The organism is Solwaraspora sp. WMMA2101 (assembly GCF_049179175.1).
Classification (GTDB): Bacteria; Actinomycetota; Actinomycetes; order Mycobacteriales; family Micromonosporaceae; genus Micromonospora_E.
On the sequence record NZ_JBMHMA010000006.1, the window covers coordinates 3,018,781 to 3,037,059 of the forward strand.

15 protein-coding genes and 1 pseudogene are annotated in these 18,279 nt (G+C 72.3%); 10 read left to right on the top strand and 6 right to left on the bottom strand.

What is annotated here, in order from left to right; translation table 11 throughout:
- Positions 1 to 194 precede the first annotated feature (194 nt).
- The 3 genes from ACN28F_RS14520 to ACN28F_RS14530 all read left to right on the top strand — a co-directional run bounded on the left by ACN28F_RS14520 (position 195) and on the right by ACN28F_RS14530 (position 4,535).
- On the top strand, positions 195 to 386 hold the full coding sequence (locus ACN28F_RS14520) for a phosphatidylethanolamine-binding protein (protein WP_282224909.1): 192 nt from the start codon (positions 195 to 197) through the stop codon (positions 384 to 386).
- Between the two features lie 171 nt (positions 387 to 557).
- Positions 558 to 1,877, top strand: a complete 1,320-nt coding sequence (locus tag ACN28F_RS14525) for a low temperature requirement protein A (protein ID WP_289208498.1) — start codon at positions 558 to 560, stop codon at positions 1,875 to 1,877.
- A gap of 102 nt (positions 1,878 to 1,979) precedes the next feature.
- Positions 1,980 to 4,535: a SpoIIE family protein phosphatase gene (locus ACN28F_RS14530; protein ID WP_421358206.1), complete on the top strand. Its 2,556-nt coding sequence runs from the start codon at positions 1,980 to 1,982 to the stop codon at positions 4,533 to 4,535.
- Between the two features lie 39 nt (positions 4,536 to 4,574).
- On the opposite strand, the gene ACN28F_RS14535 is transcribed toward ACN28F_RS14530, so the two are convergent.
- Together ACN28F_RS14535 and ACN28F_RS14540 are read right to left on the bottom strand one after the other, a co-directional pair.
- Positions 4,575 to 5,354, bottom strand: a complete 780-nt coding sequence (locus tag ACN28F_RS14535; RefSeq protein ID WP_421358208.1) for a S1 family peptidase — start codon at positions 5,352 to 5,354, stop codon at positions 4,575 to 4,577.
- Positions 5,355 to 5,583: 229 nt separating this feature from the next.
- On the bottom strand, positions 5,584 to 6,138 hold the full coding sequence (locus tag ACN28F_RS14540) for a peptidase inhibitor family I36 protein (protein ID WP_289208501.1): 555 nt from the start codon (positions 6,136 to 6,138) through the stop codon (positions 5,584 to 5,586).
- A gap of 397 nt (positions 6,139 to 6,535) precedes the next feature.
- On the opposite strand from ACN28F_RS14540, the gene ACN28F_RS14545 reads away from it, so the two are divergent.
- From ACN28F_RS14545 to ACN28F_RS14555, 3 genes and pseudogenes are all read left to right on the top strand, one after another.
- The gene (locus ACN28F_RS14545; protein WP_289208502.1) at positions 6,536 to 7,087 is read left to right on the top strand and encodes an RNA polymerase sigma factor; all 552 of its coding nucleotides are present in this window, start codon (positions 6,536 to 6,538) and stop codon (positions 7,085 to 7,087) included.
- Positions 7,088 to 7,091: 4 nt separating this feature from the next.
- Positions 7,092 to 8,324: a hypothetical protein gene (locus ACN28F_RS14550; RefSeq protein WP_289208503.1), complete on the top strand. Its 1,233-nt coding sequence runs from the start codon at positions 7,092 to 7,094 to the stop codon at positions 8,322 to 8,324.
- 27 nt (positions 8,325 to 8,351) lie between these two features.
- Positions 8,352 to 10,154, top strand: a pseudogene (locus tag ACN28F_RS14555) (glycoside hydrolase family 15 protein); the annotation flags it as partial.
- Between the two features lie 53 nt (positions 10,155 to 10,207).
- Here the strand turns inward: ACN28F_RS14555 and ACN28F_RS14560 are convergent.
- Complete coding sequence (locus tag ACN28F_RS14560) at positions 10,208 to 11,392, bottom strand: glycosyltransferase (protein ID WP_289208504.1); 1,185 nt, start codon at positions 11,390 to 11,392, stop codon at positions 10,208 to 10,210.
- 136 nt (positions 11,393 to 11,528) lie between these two features.
- Between ACN28F_RS14560 and ACN28F_RS14565 the strand changes: the two genes are divergently transcribed.
- Positions 11,529 to 13,286 carry a glycoside hydrolase family 3 protein gene (locus ACN28F_RS14565; protein WP_421358209.1) on the top strand — a complete coding sequence of 586 codons (1,758 nt, stop codon included), beginning with the start codon at positions 11,529 to 11,531 and terminating at the stop codon, positions 13,284 to 13,286.
- A gap of 20 nt (positions 13,287 to 13,306) precedes the next feature.
- On the opposite strand, the gene ACN28F_RS14570 is transcribed toward ACN28F_RS14565, so the two are convergent.
- Entirely contained in the window at positions 13,307 to 14,026 is a 720-nt protein-coding gene (locus tag ACN28F_RS14570) for an ABC transporter permease (protein ID WP_421358211.1), read from the bottom strand.
- Positions 14,027 to 14,079: 53 nt separating this feature from the next.
- The gene (locus ACN28F_RS14575; RefSeq protein WP_421358212.1) at positions 14,080 to 14,970 is read right to left on the bottom strand and encodes an ABC transporter ATP-binding protein; all 891 of its coding nucleotides are present in this window, start codon (positions 14,968 to 14,970) and stop codon (positions 14,080 to 14,082) included.
- A 134-nt stretch (positions 14,971 to 15,104) separates the two neighbouring features.
- Between ACN28F_RS14575 and ACN28F_RS14580 the strand changes: the two genes are divergently transcribed.
- Entirely contained in the window at positions 15,105 to 16,244 is a 1,140-nt protein-coding gene (locus tag ACN28F_RS14580) for a sensor histidine kinase (RefSeq protein ID WP_421358213.1), read from the top strand.
- On the top strand, positions 16,241 to 16,864 hold the full coding sequence (locus tag ACN28F_RS14585) for a response regulator transcription factor (protein ID WP_421358214.1): 624 nt from the start codon (positions 16,241 to 16,243) through the stop codon (positions 16,862 to 16,864). Before ACN28F_RS14580 ends, ACN28F_RS14585 begins: the two co-directional genes overlap by 4 nt.
- An 18-nt stretch (positions 16,865 to 16,882) precedes the next feature.
- Here ACN28F_RS14585 and ACN28F_RS14590 read toward each other — a convergent pair whose 3' ends face one another.
- Positions 16,883 to 17,338 carry a hypothetical protein gene (locus tag ACN28F_RS14590; protein ID WP_289208510.1) on the bottom strand — a complete coding sequence of 152 codons (456 nt, stop codon included), beginning with the start codon at positions 17,336 to 17,338 and terminating at the stop codon, positions 16,883 to 16,885.
- Between the two features lie 239 nt (positions 17,339 to 17,577).
- On the opposite strand from ACN28F_RS14590, the gene ACN28F_RS14595 reads away from it, so the two are divergent.
- Positions 17,578 to 18,273, top strand: a complete 696-nt coding sequence (locus ACN28F_RS14595) for a VIT1/CCC1 transporter family protein (RefSeq protein WP_421358216.1) — start codon at positions 17,578 to 17,580, stop codon at positions 18,271 to 18,273.
- The last annotated feature ends 6 nt before the right edge of the window (positions 18,274 to 18,279 follow it).

An 18,279-nucleotide genomic window follows, 5' to 3' on the forward strand; every position in this document is an offset into this window, starting at 1 on the left:
CCGGCGCGGTCCACCCGCCGTCCGGGCGGTCCACCCGGTGGTGCCCGAAACGTTTCCGCCGGTGACCCGAACGGTTGCACCGGAGCCCCATTAGATAGATACTGAACGATATGAGCCGGTCGGCACCGACAGCGGCCCGGATACCTCGCCGGATCGTGGGTACGCCCGCGTCCAGGAGCAACCGAGGAGGAGCCATGTCCGGTAAGCGGCCCGGCAGCAAGGGGTACGACATTCAGCGCGCCCGCCTCCGCAAGGAACTCGAGGACTCGGGGCAGGCCAACGACCGCGGTGCGGACGAACGCGCCAACGAGATCCTGCAGGACGAGCGGGGTCGACAGGGCGTGGTGCGCACCGAACGCGGCCTCGGACCGAAGGGCGCGCGCTAGTCAGCCCTGGTCGGACCGGATGCGTGGACGGCGCACTCCGGTCCGGCCAGGGCGCTCTCCGGTCCGGCCAGGCACTCCGGTCCGGCCAGGATGTGCCCCGGGCAGCTCACCCGCTCCACCAAACGCGGGATAAGCCGACAAGTAGGCTTGATACCCGCATATTCTCCGGAAGTGGACGATGCGGGCCCGGCGGTACGCGTACGGCCGGCGGCGCCCGGCGCCAAGGTCACCCGGCTCGAGCTCTTCTTCGACCTGGTCTTCGTCTTCGCCTTCATCCACCTCAACACGCTCACCGTCGACCAACTCGACAGCTCCAGCCTGACCGCGATCACCTTCCTGCTCGCCGCCCTCTGGCTGGTCTGGTCGCGGTTCGCCGTACTCGGCAACAACCTACGGGCCGACCAGGGCGTCATGCCGATCGTCGGCTTCGTGATCATGACAGCGATCTTCATCTCCGTCACGATCCTGCCCGACACCAGCGCCGAGGATTCCCCGCCGCCACCCCCGGACCGGGTTCCGCTGTCCGTACCCGGGGAATTCGTCTTCCCGGCCTGCTTCTGCCTCATCTGGGTGCTGGAGATCCTTGCCCTGCGGTACGCGGCCCGCGGCTACCCCCGACTGCGCCAGATCTGGCTGCGCAGCGCCCCGGCCCTGGCGCTGAGCACCGTACTGCTCGTCCTCGGCGCGATCGCGCCACCGCGGTTCGAGGGCAACGCCCAGGTGACCGTCTTCGTCGGGCTCTGGGTGGCCGCGATCGCCGTCGCCTACCTGGCGGTCCTGCGTCCCAGTGCCCTGACCATCGTGTCCGCCGGGCACTGGGCCGAACGCCACGCCCAGATCATCCTGATCGCCCTCGGCGAGACGGTCATCTCGATCGGCATCGGTGCTGACCTGACCGCCGGTACGCCGCTGACCCTGCACCTGATCGGTGCCGTCGTGCTCGGCATCGCGCTGATCTGCGCCCTGTGGTGGACCTACTTCGACGCCCGGTCGATCGCCGCCGAACAGGTCCTGCACCGCACCCAGGGCATCGCCCGGATCCGGCTGGCCCGCGACGCGTACACCCTGCTGCACTTCCCGATGGTGCTCGGCATCATCCTGCTCTCCCTCGGCGTCAAGCAGGTGCTCACCCACATCTCCGGCGTCGCCAGCGGCGAGCAGACCGAGGTGCTCGACCCGGCCCATCTGCACGTGCTCTACGGCGGTGTGCTGATCTACCTGGTTGCCCTGTTGGCTTTCCAGGCCCGCACGATCCGCACGGTACGGCCGGTCTCCGTCGTCCCGGTCCTGCTCCTCGGCGCCCTGCTGCCGGTCGCCGAGCACCTCCCGCCACTCGCCGCGCTCGCCGCGCTCAGCCTGGTCACGGTCACCGCCACGGCTGTCGAGAACCGGCACACCAGAGGCGAGCGGCAGCAGTTGCGCGAGGCCCGGCTCGCCGAGCAGCAGGCGTTGGAGAGCGAGGAGACCGACTGGCGCCGCCGCCACCTGTGAGCCGGCGCGGCCAGCACGACGGGGAGGGGCACCGGCCGCCCCCGCCAGCACGTACGGTGCACCGACTTGGGCCCGCGCACGGTACGTGGCAGGGTGACGGCCATGACACCAGTCGCCGGCTCCCCGGCCGGCCGACACCCCGATCGCCGGCGGCGACTGCGTACGTCCCTGCTGATCGCGGCGGCGGTCGCGGTCGGGTACGCCCTCGGCTCCGGCTGCTCCTGGTTGTTGTTCCACGCCTCGGCGGTCGGCGCGGTCTTCTTCCCACCGGCCGGGGTGACTTTCGGCGCGCTGGTGCTGGCCCACCGGCGGCACTGGCCGTGGATCCTCGCTGCGGCCGGCGCCACCGAGCTCGGCATCGATCTGTGGCAAGGGCTCGATCCGCTGACCGCCGCCGGTTTCGTGGTCACCAATGTGGCCGAGCCGCTGGTCGGTGCCACTCTGCTCCGGCAGCTACGCCCCCAACGGATCGACCTGACCCGCTACCGCGACGCGCTGGCGTTCCTGCTCTGCGGGGTCGTCGCCGGCCCGCTGGTCGGCGCCGTGATCGGGGCCAGCACCAGCGCGCTGGCCATGCGATCCAGCTGGTGGGAGGCGCTCGGCCAGTTCTGGGCCGGCGACGGCCTGGCCGTGCTCACCCTCGGTGCCGCGCTGGTCGGCCTCGACTCGCTGCGCGGCCGGCTACTCGCCGGGCAGTTGACGCGCGGCGGGGCGACGCTCGCCGCGACCGGCGCGCTGACCACGATCGGCTTCTGGCCCCGGGAGGTGCCACTGGCGTACCTGCCGGTGCCGGTCCTGCTGGCGGTCGGCTTCCGGGGCCGGGTGGCGACGGTGGGCGCGGCGGGGTTCGTCATGGCGTTCACCGCCAATCTGCTCAGCGCCGCTGGACACGGACCGTGGTCGGGGCTGGCCGGCCAGCCCCGGTTGGAGGCGGCCTCGCTCCAGGTCTACCTCGCCGTGGTGGTCCTCGGCGCCTGGGCGCTGGCGATCGCTGTCGCCGAACGGGACCGGGCCCAGGCCGAGTCCCGCCGTGAGGTGGCGGCCCGCCGCCGCCTGCAGACCCTGCAGGACGTCACTGCCGGCCTGGCCACCGCCGCCACGTCGGACCAGATGGTCAGGGTCCTCGTCGACCGGGGCGTCGGTCTGGTCGCCGATCACGGCGCGGTGGCGATCGTCGACGCCGCCGGGGCGCAACTGCGGACCTGGACGACCAGCGCCGTGCCGGAGCAGCTCGCCGTACGCTTCTCCGAGCTGCCGTTGACCGAGGCCGGTCGGCTGCCCGTCGTCGACGCGGTCCGCACCGGCCAGCCGATCCGGCTGCCGAACCTAGCCGCCGTCACCGCCCGCTACCCGGCGGTGGCGCAGACCCAGGCGCAGACCGGCACCCGCAGTCTGCTGGTGGTGCCGGTCCGGGTCGGTGACCGGTGCCTCGGCGCGTTGGCGTTCAGCTTCCACCGCGACGACGCGATCACCCCGGAGATCGCCTCGATCGCCCAGACCCTCGCCGAACTCGCCGGCCAGGCGGTCGACCGGGCCGAACGGTACGAGGCCGAGCACGCCGCCGCACACCAGCTGCAGCGGGCCCTGCTGCCGCAGATCTCCACCGACCTGCCGGGGGTCACCGCAGCGGTCTGCTACCGGCCCGCCGAACGCGGCCGCGACGTCGGCGGCGACTGGTACGACGTGTTCGAGCTGCCCGGCAACCGGGTGGGGATCGCCGTCGGCGACGTCGTCGGCCACGGTCTGGCCTCGGCGATCACCATGGGGCGGCTGCAGCAGTCGCTGCGGTCGGTGGCACAGACCGGGGCCACCCCGGTCGAGGTCCTCGAAGCGCTGGACCTCGCCTGCCACACGATCGACGGTGCCGACTTCGCCACGGTCGGGTACGCCGAGTACAGCCCGACCGACCGGCTGCTCACCTATGCCTGCGCCGGGCATCTGCCGCCGCTGCTGGTCGCCGACGGTGTCGGCCGGTACCTGACCGAGGCCCGTTCCCTGCCGCTGCGGCTGACTTCCCAGGCACGCACCCAGGCACAGCTCACGGTGCCCGAGCCGGCGATGCTGGTCTGGTACTCCGACGGGCTGGTCGAGCGCCGCGACCAGGTGATCGACGCCGGACTGGACCGGCTGCGGCGGGCCGCAGCCGGCCTGTCCGGCACCGAGCCGCAGATCTGGTGCGACCGGCTGATCGAGGCGATGGCCGACGACCGGGTGATCGTCGACGACACCGTGGTGGCCTGTGTCCGTCTCGGCGGCCTGCCGGGTGACGCGGCGAACGCGCCGGTGCTGCGCCTGACTCTGACCTCCCCGGCCGACCTGTCGACGGCCCGGCGGGCCCTGCGGGACTGGTCCGCCGGGCACGAACTCTCCCCGGACCAGGTGGACGCGCTGCTGGCCACCTGCAACGAGGCGTTGATCAACTCGTTGGAGCACGCCTACCACGGCCGGGCGACCGGGCCGGTCGCGCTGCAGGTGATGCTGCTCGACCGGCGCCAGGTCCGGATCGAGGTGACCGACCGCGGCCACTGGCGGGGGCACTCGTACAACGGCTCGGAGCGGGGTCGCGGCCTCGATCTGATCAACCGGATGGCCCGGCGTCTCGTGCTCGACCTCAGCGGCGGCGGCACCCGGGTCACCATCACCCTGCCCGGGCGCTGACCACGCGGCGCGTCACGCCGCGTGGTCGACGCGCCGTGCTCAGCCCCGCATGGCCTGCCAGATCCAGCCGAGGATGTTGTCGATCCGGGAGGTCGTCTCGACGTCCGCGTGCGGGCAGCCCGGCCCGAAGCTCTCGACCGAGATCAGCTTCGGCGGGCCGTACTTCGGCTCGAGGAAGTACGGCGCGCCCGAGTCGTACGGGCAGGCGCTGGTGTCCGCCGCCGGCTGGTGGCCGGTCACCCCGATGGTCGATTCGGCGATCTCGGTGACCCGGAACTGACCGGTACGCAGCACGGTGGAGGGCGTGGGCGCGACCGAGTCGACCGCCCCGTACCCGGTCAGTCGGACCAGATCGCCGGCCTTCGGGGCCCGCTTGCTCAGCGCGACCGGTGCGATTCCTCGTACCGGGGCGTCGAGTTTGGCCAGGGCCAGGTCGTTGGTGGGTGACTGGCGGACCGCGACGACGGTGCGGACCGTGCCGTTGTCGCCGGACAGGTCGGCGCGCCCGACGGTCGCGGTGGTCAGGTCGGCGACCGGCCGCTCGACGCGGGTGCCGGTGTAGTCCCGGAAGCAGTGACCGGCGGTGACCACCCACTGCGGGGCGATCAGCGCACCGGAGCAGGCGCTGTCGCGGCGACCGCCGTCGGCGGTCGGGATACCGGTCATGGTCAGCTTCACCGAGAACCGGTACTGGCCTTCGGGAACGATCTCCCCGTTGGCGACGGCGGCGGCCGGGCCGGCGATCGTGGCGGCGAGACCGGCCGCGACGGCCAGCGCCAGCGCCGATTTCGTCAGGCGGGACACGAGCGTACGGGACACGTTGGATTCCTCTGGGGATGGTGCCGCCGGCGCGCCCCCGACGACAGCTTGGGATCGATGGGCTCCACCGACCCTAGAACGATCGACCGCCCAGCGGACACGGGCTATCGCCTACCTATTCGGGCACGCAGAACGACCGGCCGTGTTCGCAGCGACATCACTGGCCGTATCGACGGCTGCGGGTCACCGGCGGGCTCGGGCAGGTCACGGGCAGGCTGGAGCAGGTCGGTCAGCTGCAGATGCGGTAGACGTAGTCGGCCCGGTTGCGGTGCGGGCTGACGTCGGCGACGGCCCGGTTCGCGACGCTGATCACGAAGAGCTTGGTGTCGGTGGCGCCGGTCTCGTCGAGGAACGTGGTGCTGCCGTGGCCGAGGTGGTAGTGCGCCGACTCGACGCGGTTGCGCCACCCCCAGTTGCCGAGGTCCTGCCAGCCGCAGTCGCTGAGTCGCCCCCGGGGGTAGCCGTAGTTGGTGCCGTCGTAGAAGCAGAACCATCCGCTCGGGCAGTCCGGTCCGGCGAGGACCCCGGTGCCGGCCGGGCGGGCCACGCTGACGACGAACCGACCGTCGGAGTAGGCGAGCTCGGTCTCGTTGATCCGGACGCCGCCGGGATGCGCGGCGAGGTACTCGGCGATCAACTGCTCGATGGTCGGGGCAGCCGGGTCGGGCTCGGGTTCGGCTACCGGGCGCGCCACGGCGGGGGTGCCGGTGGTCAGCAGAGTCAGGATCAGGGCGGTGGAAAGCAGCCATCGGCCGGGGCGGTGGGTACGGGTGGGCAGCGTCATGTCGATCTCCACGGTTGGTGTCGGCCGGTCCGGCCGACTGACTGACTGACTGACTGACTGACGGGACACTGTCGCCGCGCTCAGGCGATCAGCAGGTACGACGAGGACGGCAGGCCCTCGCCCATCTCCCCAGTGTTTCATCAATATCCACATATTGTCGTAAGTAAATAGATGAAACTGCATCGCGTCCACTTTTCCCGGCACCACCTGCAGATTTGCGCACATCAAGATCAATTCCAGATGCGTACGGATTTCATGGTCCACATGGTGGACGATTCCACCAAGATCGACGAGATTTCCTCATCACGATCGGGCACGCTGACGCCTCTTATATGGCGGGTGCCGACGTCGGCGCCCCCGGCCGCGACCTTCCGCCGGACGAGGAGCAAGGAGAGTTGTGGACGCAGAGGATGCGGCAGAGATCGACGCATGGCTCGCGGATCAGGTACGCGAGCAGGGATCTCTGCTGTGGACGGTACTGGTTCAACGGCTGGGCGACACCGGCGACGCCGAGGATCTTCTGCAGGAGACGTTCATCAGGGCATGGCAGTACCGCCGGGCGGGACACCGGATCAGGCACCCGAAGGCGTGGCTCTACCGGGTCGCCTGTCGGTTGGCCGCCCGCCACCTCGCCAAGAGCCGGCAGGACCGGAGCGCCTGGCAGTTCGTCGCGTTGTCCCTGGTCGTCAGCAACGACGGTGACATGGGAGCCAGCGAGCTGCGCCAGGACGTGTCCCGGGTGTGCCGGCGGCTGAGCGAAAGGGACCGGGAGTGTCTGCGGCTCACGATCTGCGACGTCAGCACCGCCGACATCGCGGCGATGTTGCGGATGAGCCCGGCAGCGGTCCGGCAGTCGCTGTACCGCACCCGCGGTGCGCTGCACAAGGTGCGCGACGAGGTGCTCCGCCGGCAGGCCCGGCGGCGCGCTCCCGCGCACGGAAGGGGATGATCCGATGGATCGACAGACCACCGAGGAAGACGTCCGCCGCGACGAGTTGGTGCGGCTGGCCGGCAAGGTCCTGCTGCCCAGGTCGGGCAGGATTCCGCCACCACCCGACATCGACGTCGTCGGGCTGATCGCGGCCGCTCACCGGCGTCCCGTACGACGCTGGGCGACCGTGCTGCACGGCGTCTGGGCCGACCGGCCACGCCCACTGCTGCCGGACCGGCCGCGCATCCGCTGGGCCGGCCCGCCCCAGCCGCCGCAGCCGCCCCGGCCGGCGCGGCCGGCGCGGCTGCAGCCAGCCGGCCGGCACCGGCTCCGCCGATGGGGTCCGCCCGTCTTCCTCGCCGCGGTCGTGGTGCTGCTGGTCGGCGGCGTCGGCGCGCTACGGCCGTACGGCGACAGCGGCCCACCCGGACCCGGTTCCACCAGACCTGGCTCCACCGCAGCGGACCCTGCCGCAGCGGGTGACCCGGACGCACCGCTGCCGCTGACCACCGGCCACGGTGTCACGCCGGCCCGGCACCAGCTCGCCGGGATCGCCCGGCACGTCGACAGCCAGCCCGACCTCCCGGCCGGCGGCCGGTACACCTACGTCCACCTGCGTACCTGGTGGGGCGACGACCCGGCCACCGGGCTCACCGCCGGCTCCTACGACCAACGCCTGTGGTGGACCGGCGACCGCTCCGGGCAGGAGACCCGGACCGACCCGGCCGACCCGCAGGCGTCGCCGGAACTGGTCAGCTACCGGCCGGGCACGCTCGGCGTGGCGGTGCCGGACCCGTCCGCCGACCGGACCGTACTGGCCGGTCAGCTCGCCGAGGAACAACCGCTGGACGAGGGTCCGCAGGCCGTCCTGCGCTCCGTGGTCGGCCTCTACCGGTTCCACGACCTGTCCGCGCCGCACCGGGCCGCCGCGCTGGCCGTGCTCGCCGACACCGAGCTGTACACCCATGGGCCGGTGCTGGACCGGGCCGGCCGGTCCGGGGTGGCGATCAGCGCGACCGGAACGATGGACGGCACACCGACCCGCGACACGATCGTCGTCGACAGCGCGACCGGTCGGCTGCTCGGCTACGAACGAGTCGACCTGCCGGCGGGCGACCCGGACGCGACCGGGACCGTTGCCTACTACGTGGTCTTCCTCGACTCGGGTCGAGTCGGCCAGCTCGGCGCGGAACCCGGTGCCGCCGTTCGAGCCACTCGTATGCCGGATCGGCCAGGGCAGACTCCGCCGGCATGAACCGGCACGGGCGGGGTAGCCGACGAGGTGACCGACATCGCCGGCTACGGGCTGCTGAGTGACTGCCAGGGCGCCGCCCTGGTGTCGCGGGCCGGGTCGGTCGACTGGTGGTGCCCGACCCGGTTCGACGCACCGAGCGTCTTCGCCCGGCTGCTCGACCCGCAGGCCGGGCACTGGAGCATCACCCCGGTCGGCCCGCACGCGACGTCGCGGCGCTACCTCGACGGCACGATGGTGCTGCAGACCGACTTCCACACCCCGACGGGTGACGTCCGGGTCACCGACGCCCTGGCCCTGGGTGGCGGCGAACGCGGTCACCAGATCGGGACGGCCTCGCCGCACCAGTTGCTGCGCCGGGTGCAGGCCCTCACCGGCACGGTGGAGGTGCGCGTCGAGGTGGCGGCCCGGCCGTCGTACGGGCTGGTCACGCCGGTGGCCACCGACGACGGGCGGCAGATCCGGCTGACCGGCGGCGCCGACCGGCTGGTCCTCACCGGCGACGCGCCGCTGACCGTCGTCGACGGCGGGGCCACCGCGCGGCTGCGGCTCACCGCTGGCGAGACCGTCGGATTCACGCTGGCCCACTCGCCGGCCGACGCCCCACCGGCCGTACCGCTCGCGCCGGAGGCGCTCGCCGACACCGTCGCCGCCTGGCGGTCCTGGGACGACCTGCACCACACCTACCAGGGCCCCTACCGCGACCAGGTACGGCGCAGCGCGCTGGTGCTGCAGGCGCTGACCTACCAGCCGACCGGGGCGGTGGTGGCGGCCGCCACCACGTCGCTGCCGGAGGAGGTCGGCGGCGGTGCCAACTGGGACTACCGGTACGGGTGGCTGCGCGACGGCGCCTTCACCATGCAGGCGCTCTGGGTGGCCGCCTGCCCGGACGAGGCGCAACGGTTCTTCGACTGGATGGCCGGATCCACGGGTGTCCCGACCGACGGACACGGGCTGCCGGCGGGTCAGCCCGTACCGGTGATGTTCGGGGTCGGCGGTGAGCGGGACCTGACCGAACACACCCTGGACCACCTCGCCGGATACCGGGGGTCGCGGCCGGTACGGGTCGGCAACGCCGCCTGGCGGCAGCGGCAGCTCGACGTCCTCGGCGAGGTGCTGCACGGCGCCTGGATCATGCGGGACTACCTGGGCGGGCTGTCGGCGGGCACCGCCGGGTTCCTGCGGACCGTCGCCGACCGGGCCGCGACCGGCTGGACCGAGCCCGACGCCGGGATCTGGGAGGGCCGGGAAGGTGACCGCCACTACGTCACCTCGAAGCTGATGTGCTGGGTGGCGCTGGACCGTGGGGTGCGCCTGGCCGGGCTGCTCGGCGCGGACGCCGAGGTGAGCCGGTGGCGGCGGGCCCGCGAGGACGTACGGGCGGCGGTCCTCGCCCACGGTTGGAACGCCGACCGGCAGGCGTTCACCGGCGCGTTCGGCTCCCCGCACCTGGACGCCGGAGTGCTGACCATGCCGATGATGGGATTCCTGCCCGGCACCGATCCCCGGGTGGTGTCGACCGTCGACGTCATCGAACGCGAACTGGGCCACGACGGTCTGGTGCAGCGCTGGACCGGCGACGACGACGAGGGAGCGTTTCTGATCTGCTCGTACTGGCTGGCCGAGGCCCTCGCCCTGGCCGGTCGACCGGACCGGGCCCGGTGGGTCTTCGACCGGGCCACCGGTTGCGCCAACGACCTGGGGCTGCTCGCCGAGGAGGTGGACCGCCGCGACGACAGCCTGATCGGCAACTTCCCGCAGGGGCTGTCGCACATCGGTCTGATCAACGCGGCGTGGACCATCTCCCAGGTCGAGCAGGCCGCCGCCGGCACCACTGATCAGACCGGCTCCGGCACTGCCGGTCAGGCTGCCTCCGGCACTGCCGGTCAGACCGGCAGCGGCGACGGCAGTACGCCGGCCAGCGGTAGCCGCTCCAGGTTGTCCCGGTAGGACGGGTCACCGAGGACCCGGGCCACGGCGTCGGCGATCCGGCCGGCGCAGCCGGCGTCGAGCAGCCGGTGCGCCGCGTCCCGGTCGGTCGCCGCGCCCGCGTCCAGGTCGATGCCGATCCCGAGCCGCTGCACCTGCCGGGCCACCAGCGGCTGGTCGCCGAAGAACGGCACCACGACCATCGGCACCCGGGCCAGGACCGCCTCGTGGAAACTGTTGCTGCCCCCGTGGGTGACGAACACGTCGGCACGGCTCAGCACCTGCTGCTGGTCGACGGCGTACGTGACGGTCCAGTTCGCCGGGTACCGGTCGAGGATCCGCCGGCCCCGGGTCGGGAACACCACCTGGACGTCGGCGGTGGACCAGTGCCGGGTCAGGCCGGCGAGGCACCGGCGCAGCGCGCCGACCAGCGGCGGGTCGGTGTGCCACAGGTTGTCCAGCACCTCGGTGCCGAAGGACAGGTAGATCAGTGGCCGCCGGGTGGTCGGCCGGTCGGGTCGGCACCAGCCGTCGGAGAGGTAGCCGGCGAACCGGTACCGGGCCGGGGCCCGGCCACGGCCGAAGTCGCGTGGCGTCACCGACGGGTACGACCAGAGGATGTTCTGCGTACCGGGCAGGTGCAGGCTGTTCGAGATCAGTTCGACCGTGGCGGGGTCGACGTCGACGCCGTACCGCCGGCGCAGCCGGGACAGCGCCACCGTGTTCGCCGGCGAGGCCAGCGCCCGCCGCAGGTAGCCGGTGTCGGTCATCGGCCCGACCAGGCCCGGCACCGAACTCCACGCCGGCACCCCGAGCCGTTGGGCGACCAGGTTGCCCTCCACCGCGCAGAAGTCGTACACCACCAGGTCCGGACGGAAGTCACGGCCCGCCGCCAGGCACTCGCCGAACAGTCGGTACGCCCGGGCGAACACCTGGTCGGCCGGGGTGTTGCGGAAGGCCCCGCACCCCGGTACGTCGACGGTCAACCCGGCCAGGTCACCGAGTCGGGGCACGGTGGTCTGCCGGTCGACCAGCACGATCCGGAACGTCTCCTCGGTCCGGTGGTCCCGGACCAGGCGCTTGAGGATGTTCAGGTGCCCCTCGTTGGGAATGCTGAAGATCAACACCCGTCGTCGCGGCATCGTGCCTCCCCGCCCCGGTCGGAGTGCGGCTCCCCGCGTCGGCCGGTGCACGGTTTCCCTGCCGTCGGTGACCCAAACCGGCGGTCGTCGGGCAACCGCCACTCCCCCGGCCGCCGCGCGCACTAGCGTCGACCCGGTGACCCTGCGTACGAGCACCATTACCCGTTCGGCACCGCAGGTGGACGACCTGCTGGCCCGGATGAGCCTGCCGGAGAAGGCGGGCCTGCTGTTCCATCCGATGATCGGCATCGGGCCGGGCGGCACCCTCGCCGCCGCCGACCCCGACGCCGGGCTGCTCGCCGCCGAGGATCTGGTGCTGTGCCGCCGGATCAACCACGTCAACCTGGTCGGTACCGCGTCGGCCGAGGAGCTCGCCCGCTGGCACAACCACCTGCAGGATCTGGCCGCGTCGACCAGGCTCGGCGTACCGGTGACGGTCTCCACCGATCCCCGGCACGCCCGGTCGGCCAACCCCAACACCGCCGCCCTGGCCGGTGCCTTCTCGACCTGGCCGGAGCCGGCGGGCCTGGCCGCCATCGGCGACCCCGAACTGGTCCGCCGCCACGCCGACACGGTCCGCCGGGAGTACCTGGCGGTCGGCATCCGGGCCGCGCTGCACCCGCAGGCCGACGTGGCGACCGACCCGCGCTGGCCACGGGTGCTGGGCACCTTCGGCGAGGACCCGGAACTGGTCAGTCGGCTGACGGTGGCGTACCTGCAGGGGTTGCAGGGCCCGACGCTCGGACCCGGCAGCGTCGCCGCGCTGGTCAAGCACTTCCCCGGCGGCGGCCCGGTCCGCACCGGCGAGGACCCCCATTTCCGGTACGGCGCCGAACAGGCCTACCCGGGTGGCCGCCTCGCCGCCCACCTGGCGCCGTTCGTGGCCGCCGTCCGGGCCGGTGCCGCGCAGGTCATGCTCGGCTACGGGCTGCCGGTCGGCACCGAGCTGCCGCCGGTCGCGTTCGCCTTCAACCACGAGGTGGTGACCGGCCTGCTGCGCCGCCAGCTCGGCTTCGACGGGGTGATCTGCGCCGACTGGGGGGTGCTGACCGACGCCTGCTTCCGGGGTGAACACCGACCCGCCCGCGCCTGGGGCGTCGAGCATCTCGACCCGGCGCAGCGGCTGCGTACCGCGCTGCACGCCGGGGTCGACCAGTTCGGCGGTGAGGCCCGCCCGGACCTGGTGGTCGACCTGGTCCGCACCGGCCAGGTCACCGAGGACCGGGTCGACGAATCGGCCACCCGGATCCTGGCCGACAAGGTGCGTCTCGGGCTGTTCGACCACCGGTACGTCGACCCGGAGCAGGCGGCGCAGGAGGTCGGCAACGCGGCGGCCCGCGCCGACGGGCTGGCCGCCCAGCGGGCCTGTGTGACACTGCTGCACAATGCCGCGCCGGGCGGGTACGCCCGGTTGCCGCTCGCCGCCGGCCTGCGGGTGTACGCCGAGGGCCCGCTGCGCGCCGCCCTGTCGCCCCGCTGGACGGTGGTGACCGATCCGGGCCAGGCCGACGTGGCGGTGCTGCGGCTGGCAGCGCCGTTCGAGCGGCGGACCGGCCCGGTCGAGGCGTACTTCCACGCCGGCCCGTTGGAGCATCCACCGGGTGCCCTGGACCGGGTGCTGGCGATCGCCGAGCGGGTGCCGACCGTCGTGGACGTCTACCTGGACCGGCCGGCGGTGCTCACCGCGCTCGTCGGCCGGGTCGCCGCCCTGCTGGTCAGCTTCGGGGTCGAGGACGCCGCGCTGATCGACGTGCTGGCCGGGCAGGCGTCGCCGGCCGGCCGGCTGCCGTTCGACCTGCCGCGCAGCCAGCAGGCGGTGCTCGCCGGACAGCCGGACACGCCGTTCGACGACCCGGACCCGTTGTTCCGCTACGGCCACGGCCTTACGTACTGACTGACAGTCCACCGGTGCCGTCAGCGGCGCGGTTCCCAGCGGAAGAGTCGGGCGGCCAGGGCGAGGGCGACGACGACCCAGCCCAGCGTGGGTGCGAGCAGGACCAGGGAGTCGGCCACGGCGACGCCGCCGTTCCAGGCGTCGACGACGAGTTCGGTGGCCGCGCCGCCGGGCAGGGCCCGCTTCAGCAGGGTGAGATCCTCGGTGCCGGTGAGCCCGACCCAGCTCGTCACGGCGATGACGCCGAGACTGACCGGCAGCGTGGTCACCTGGGCGTGCTCGGGGGAGTTCGTCAGCCCGGCGGTGGCCAGGCCCAGACCGATCAACATGATCATCGTCGCGACGACGGCCGCCGCCAGCAGCGGCACGTTCGCCGGCCGGTCGGACACCACCCCCAGCACGGACAGCATCGCCGTGGCCTGGACTCCGGCGATGACGGTCGCCGGGGTGAGCAGGCCGGCGAGAATCGTGGTGTCGGTGGCGGTGGTGGAGCGCAGCCGCTTGAGGAAGAGGTTCTGCCGGCGGGAGGCCAACGTGGTGACCGTGGTGGCGTACAACCCGAACGCGCCCACGGTGAACACCACCACCCCGGCGATGTAGCCGAGGCTGCCGAGGCTCACGAACGATTCGTGCTGGTAGATGAAGAACGCGCTGACGACGACGGGCATGACGAAGCTCGTGACCAGCACGAGCCGGTTCCGGAAGATCTGGATCAGTTCACTGCCTGCGATGGAGAGCATGGCGACACGGTCCGTTCGGGAGAAGGTCGGTACGGGGTCAGTAGACGCGGGGGTCAGTCGGTGCCGATGGCGCGGAACACGTCGTCGAGCCGGGTCGGCCCGGCTTCGAGGCCACGCAGCTCCACGTCGTGGTCCTGCGCCCAGCGCAGCAGGGTGTGCAGGTCCCGCTGAAGGTCGAGGGTCTCGATGCGTACCGCGTCGCCGTCGCCCGACTCGGCCGGTAGCGGCAGCGCCGGACTCGATACGGACGCCGGCAGGGCGAAGCTGATCACGGCCGGCAGGGACCGGGTCAGCTCGGCGACGGTCCCCTCCCGGCGCAGGGTGCCCTGGTGCATCAGCCCGATCCGGTCGGCGCGCTGCTGCGCCTCCTCCAGGTAGTGGGTGGTGAGCACGACCGTCGACCCGTCCGCACGCAGGTTGTCGACGACCTCCCACAGGCCGTCACGGGACTGGATGTCCAGGCCGGTGGTCGGCTCGTCCAGGAAGATCAGCTCCGGTGCCCCGTACACGGCGGTGGCGAAATCCAACCGCCGCTTCTCCCCGCCGGAGAGCTGGGCGACCAGGGTGCCGGCCTTGCCGGTGAGGCCGACCAGGTCGAGCACCCGGTCGACGTGGTCGACCCGCTGGCTGAGTTTGCCGATCAGCCGGACCGATTCCCGCACGGTGAGGTCCGGGGAGAATCCGCTCTCCTGGAGCATGATGCCCGTCCGGGGTCGCACGGCCGCGCGGTCACCGGGGTCGCGCCCGAAGACCCGCACGACACCTGAGGTCGCCGTACGGTGGCCCTCGATGGTCTCCAACGCCGAGGTCTTGCCGGCCCCGTTCGTGCCGAGCAGGGCGTAGAGCTCACCCTTGCGTACCTGGAAGGAGAGGTCCTTGACGGCGTGGAAATCACCGTACGAGACGTTGAGGCGTTCGACGTCGATGACTGGTGTGGTGGACATGCCGTCAATTCCAGCGCTCACCGCGCCCGCCGGTCAGTGCGGCCGTGTCACCACTTCGCGATGACATTTCTGCCGGTGAACCCGTGACGTAGTGTCACTGGTGGCCAGCCCGGATCCGGACGAATACTCAGGAGATGCCCGAGCACACCGAGCCCACGCGGCGGCGGCTGCGCAAGCTCAACCTCGTCATGCTGGTCCCGCCGCTCGCCGTCGGCGGGGCTGTCGTGGTGGTGGCGGACTCCCGCACCTGGTGGGACGCGGTCATCCTGGCCTCGGGTGTGGTCGCGGCGCTGGTGGCCTTCGAACGGTGGACGGCACGTGACCTGCCCCGGTTCGCACCGTACTGTCTGATCGTCACCGCTGCCGTCTGGCCGCTCGGCGTACTGATGATCGACAGCCCGCGCGCCTCCTACGGCCTGGCCCTCGCCGGCTCCCTCGTCGTCCCCAATCTGAAGCGGTACCGGGCCGCGGCGGCCGTCGGTCTCGTCGGCTACGTCGCGGCGGTCGGCGCGACGCGGCTGCTGGTGTCGTCCGAGAGCGTCTCCGACGTCCTCCTGCAGTACGTCGTCCTTCCCGCCGGTGCGGTCGCGGTGGTCACCGGCCTGATGTTTCCGAACAAGCGGTTCTACGACGTCGTCGACGAGTTGCAGGAGTCCCGCCGGCGGGAAGCGGAGCTGGCCGTCTTCCGGGAGCGGGTCCGGTTCGCCAGCGACCTGCACGACATCCAGGGCCACACGTTGCACGTCGCGAAGCTGAAGATCGCGCTGGCCCGCAAACTGGTCCGCAGCGACCCCGACCGGGCCGACAACGAGCTGCGGGAGATCTACTCGCTGGTCAGCGACACGATCAAGCAGACCAAGGAACTCGCCTACGCACAGCGGCGGCTCAACCTCTCCGCCGAGTTGGAGAACGCCAAGAACCTGTTCGAAGCGGCCGGCATCCGGGTCCACGTCGACCGCGAGGCCGAGGTCGACACCCACGCGGACGAACTGCTCGGCCAGGTCCTGCGCGAGACGACGACAAACATCCTGCGGCACGCGCAGGCCACCCAGGTGAAGATCACCCTGACCGGATCGGGCATCACCGTCGTCAACGACGGCGCGCCGTCCAGCCCGCTGCCCGAGCTGCACGGCCTGGCCACGCTGCGGGAACGGGTGGCCGGCAGCGCCGGTGAGCTCACCGTGGAGCAGACCGACGGACGTTTCCTGACCGCCGCCACCTTCCCGCGCCCCGGCCCCGGTGCGCCGGCCGGAGCACCCGTGGAGGATCGATGACGCAGACCGACGCCCCAGCGACCACCGTGGTGCTCGCCGACGACGAGGTGCTGCTGCGCAAGGCGATGGCCGCGCTGCTGCCACTCGAAGGCGACATCACCGTGCTCGCCGAGGCCGCCGACGGCACGTCGGCCGTCGCCGCGACCCTGCAGCACCGGCCCGACGTCCTCGTCATCGACCTGGAGATGCCCGGCGTGGACGGGCTCGGCGCCGTCGCCCAGATCCGCCAGACCCGGCCCGAACAGGTCATCCTGATGCTGACCCGGCACGCCCGACCAGGCGTGCTCCGGAAGGCTCTCCGCCTCGGCGTCCAGGGCTTCGTCAGCAAGTCGGCGGAGCCTGCGCACATCGCCTCGGTCATCGGCACCCTGCACGCGGGCAAGCGGTGGGTCGATCCGGACGTCTCCGCGCTCGCCGTCATCGACGACTGCCCACTTACCGACCGGGAGGTCGACGTGCTGCGGGCGACCGGCGACGGCTACTCGGTGGCCGACATCGCTGTCCGGCTCCACCTCGCCGAGGGCACCGTCCGTAACTATCTGTCCAACGCGATGCAGAAGACCCAGACCCGGACCCGGCACGACGCGGCCCGCTACGCCCGCGAGCACGACTGGCTCTGAAAAGCCGGCGGTACGCGGTCAGTCGCGGTGCTGCAGCCGGTGCAGCACGGCGGCGGCGACCAGGCCGTACGCCAGGTGCGGCACGATGTCCGACGCCCAGTCGGCGGCGCTCCACTGCCGTGGGTCGGTGACCTTCAGCAGGGTCAGCGGCGCGTCCGAGCCGGCCATCGCCAACGCGGCGAGCAGCCCGGTCGCCGCCCAGACCGGGGCCCGCCGGGGGCCGGCCACCGCGTACAGCGCGGCGGCGCCGAGCCCGGTCGCGTAGCCGAGCAGCGGCCCCAGACCGGCCCGCCGGTTGCTGGCGGTCTGCTCGTCACCGAGGTCGACGTGCAACGTGTCGGCGAGCCGGCCGACGCTGCGCTCCGGCGTACTGCTCGCCGGCCGGGCCCGCCCGACCATGTCGAGGTAGGTGACCATGTTGAGGGCGCTGGTGCCGGCGGCACCGGCCAGCAACCCGCTCCAGATTCGCCGCATACCGGCGCGCGTACCCGCTGTTTGCGGGAGCTAACCCGGCACCGCATCCGCCGGGCCGGCCAGCCGGACCCGGCGGCCAGTCACGGCTGTACCGGCAGGCACAACTGCACCGTCGGTCCACTGAGGTAGCACAGGCTTGGCTTCGTTGCCGTGGCTCGACGCCCGCCGTACGGTTGCGGTGGCAGGTGATCCGAATGAATGCCGAAGGTACGGGAGCCGGTCGGTCCGGTGTGGCCCACGTGGACGAGCCGCACGGCGCCGGGATCTCCACCCGGTTGAACTGGTTGCGGGCCGGGGTGCTGGGTGCCAACGACGGCATCGTGTCGACGGCGGGTCTCGTCGTGGGCGTGGCCGGCGCGACCATCGCCACCGGTCCGGTCCTGACCGCCGGGGTCGCCGGGGTGGCGGCGGGAGCCGTCTCCATGGCCCTGGGCGAATACGTGTCGGTCAGCAGCCAACGTGACTCCGAACGGGCACTGCTCGCGAAGGAGCGCATGGAGCTCGAACGCTTCCCCGAGCAGGAGTTGGACGAGCTGACCGAGCTGTACGTCGCGAAGGGTCTGTCGGCCGGGACCGCCCGGTTGGTGGCGGAGGAGCTGACCGCGAAGGACGCATTCGCCGCGCACGCCGACGTCGAGTTGCGGATCGACCCGGATTCGTTGACCAACCCCTGGCACGCGGCTGCCGCCTCGGCGATCGCCTTCACCCTGGGGTCGCTGCTGCCGCTCGTCGCGATCCTGCTGCCGCCACCCGACGCGAGGGTGCCTGTGACGTTCGTCGTCGTGCTGCTCACCCTCGCGGCGACGGGTGCGGTGAGCGCGAAACTAGGCTCGGCCCGCGCGGATCGGGCAGTCGTCCGGCTTGTGGCCGGCGGGGCCCTGGCCATGGCAGTCACCTTCGCCATCGGGCAGTTGGTCGGCGCGACGGTGCTCTGAGCGGAC

Bases quoted from the DNA above. Each gene is read 5' to 3' on its own strand.
- ACN28F_RS14520 (WP_282224909.1), top strand. From the start codon at position 195: ATGTCCGGTAAGCGGCCCGGCAGCAAGGGGTACGACATTCAGCGCGCC.
- ACN28F_RS14530 (WP_421358206.1), top strand. From the start codon at position 1,980: ATGACACCAGTCGCCGGCTCCCCGGCCGGCCGACACCCCGATCGCCGG.
- ACN28F_RS14540 (WP_289208501.1), bottom strand. From the start codon at position 6,138: ATGACGCTGCCCACCCGTACCCACCGCCCCGGCCGATGGCTGCTTTCC.
- ACN28F_RS14550 (WP_289208503.1), top strand. From the start codon at position 7,092: ATGGATCGACAGACCACCGAGGAAGACGTCCGCCGCGACGAGTTGGTG.
- ACN28F_RS14560 (WP_289208504.1), bottom strand. From the start codon at position 11,392: ATGCCGCGACGACGGGTGTTGATCTTCAGCATTCCCAACGAGGGGCAC.
- ACN28F_RS14570 (WP_421358211.1), bottom strand. From the start codon at position 14,026: ATGCTCTCCATCGCAGGCAGTGAACTGATCCAGATCTTCCGGAACCGG.
- ACN28F_RS14575 (WP_421358212.1), bottom strand. From the start codon at position 14,970: ATGTCCACCACACCAGTCATCGACGTCGAACGCCTCAACGTCTCGTAC.
- ACN28F_RS14580 (WP_421358213.1), top strand. From the start codon at position 15,105: ATGCCCGAGCACACCGAGCCCACGCGGCGGCGGCTGCGCAAGCTCAAC.
- ACN28F_RS14585 (WP_421358214.1), top strand. From the start codon at position 16,241: ATGACGCAGACCGACGCCCCAGCGACCACCGTGGTGCTCGCCGACGAC.
- ACN28F_RS14590 (WP_289208510.1), bottom strand. From the start codon at position 17,338: ATGCGGCGAATCTGGAGCGGGTTGCTGGCCGGTGCCGCCGGCACCAGC.